At 60.5% G+C, this 1,553-nt stretch carries 1 protein-coding gene; it reads right to left on the bottom strand.

Annotation, left to right across the window (positions count from 1 at the left end):
- Positions 1 to 838 precede the first annotated feature (838 nt).
- Positions 839 to 1,471 (bottom strand): maleylpyruvate isomerase family mycothiol-dependent enzyme, encoded by a 633-nt coding sequence (locus tag AAHS21_RS31930; RefSeq protein WP_342931257.1) that lies wholly within the window; start codon positions 1,469 to 1,471, stop codon positions 839 to 841.
- Positions 1,472 to 1,553 lie beyond the last annotated feature (82 nt).

Raw genomic sequence — 1,553 nt, 5'->3', positions numbered from 1 at the left:
AACCCACTACGACGAACATAAAGCCTGGGCACACCGTCAAAACACCCCCGACACCCAAGCCGCTTGACAACTTACGAACCTGGGATGTCTAGCTGCCATCAGGCTAGTCGGTTCGTCGCTGACAGTCAGCGCCTCGATCGACGTAGTGAACGGCGGGACAAATGTCTACAACCATGCTTTGTCATAAAGTTTGAAACTTAAAAACTCGAAGGATGTGGACCAACCTACACTTGAGTACACGGACAGACTTACCGCGAGCATAAATCTCTTCGTGAAATACGCCAGGCAGGATATTGAAGCGAATTCCTAGTTTCGTGCAGCGGATTGCCGGTAACCCGCCCTATTCGAATCGGCCGTATTCCCAGCCGGGAGAAGTGGCCCGCCGCAATCACCTGCTTGGTGTTGGCGACGGGTGTTGCGACAACTTGCGAACGCGAGGGTGCGTTTGGTCTCGAGTTTCACTGGTTGTCAATCTCATTGCTGGCGTTGACTATCCCGGCTACGAGGGTAGTCGCTATGGCTATAGCCATGAACGCTCCTGCGTCCCCTAAGGACGACCATGGACAACATCGCGCCGGGTCCGGGCGCCATTGTCGGTCCGCGATAGACCGGGGAGCGTCGCGCCCCAGCGTGCGGCGTTACCGACCGGTACCGGGTACCCGAACGATGCGGCCAGAAGCTGTTGGGTGGCGGTACGTACCGCCGAGTTATCGGCGAACGGATCGGACGCGAAATATATTGGTGCACAACACAATAACGAATAGTGAGCCGGTTACCGGTAACCCGCCATATTCGATCCCGCCGTATTCCTCCCGCATGATGGGCGAGGGGAGAGCGGTCAGGCAGACTGCAGCCGTTGGCGCAACGCAGGCAGTCCAGGCCCGTCGAGGTTGTCCAGCAGTGCGGTGCGGCCGCTAACGGCCATCATCAAGGCTGACACGGGCCCACGGATTTCTGCCCCCTTACCCCAGGACCGATCAATGTCGGTGCCGCGCAATGAGATGCCCCGCAGTCGGCCCAGGGGCACGAAGCCAAACGGCCATAGCCCGGTCAGGAAATCCAGCGCAATCCCCACCTGTTCGAGGTCGGGCGCAAATGGGAGGCTGAGGGGAATCCGGATGTCGCCGCCATGGATCAAGATATCGGCGAAGGGGGCCACCGGCCCGAACACCGGCGGACTTAAGCGGTAATTGGCGCGCTGACGCAGCATGGTAACGATGTCGGCGGCCGGCAACTGCGCACGACGGCATGCGAGCTCATCGATCGCGCGGGCCAGGCTGCCGCGACGCAAAGCCATCGACATGGCCCCCGACAAACCATCGGCCACAGAGCCGGCGAGATGCGCGGCCACGGTCTTGACATCCCAGCCTGAACACAGGCTGGGCGTTGCCAACTGTGCCGCGTCTAAGCCCTCGATCAGTGTCGCGATCTGGCGCCGCTCGTTCGCGACCGCGGTGATGATCGCGCTCATCGAAAGTCCTCAGGTGTGCTCGCCGAAATTCCTCACCTGTGAGCAGCAGTCAGTGTAGTTGTTGGCGGGTGCCGGTGGTGGT

The sequence above is a fragment of the Mycobacterium sp. 050272 genome (assembly GCF_039023525.1).
Lineage (GTDB): Bacteria > Actinomycetota > Actinomycetes > Mycobacteriales > Mycobacteriaceae > Mycobacterium.
This window is presented reverse-complemented; position numbering and strand designations above follow the sequence as displayed.

Excerpts from the sequence above, each read along its gene's own strand:
- AAHS21_RS31930 (WP_342931257.1), bottom strand. The coding sequence starts at position 1,471 with ATGAGCGCGATCATCACCGCGGTCGCGAACGAGCGGCGCCAGATCGCG.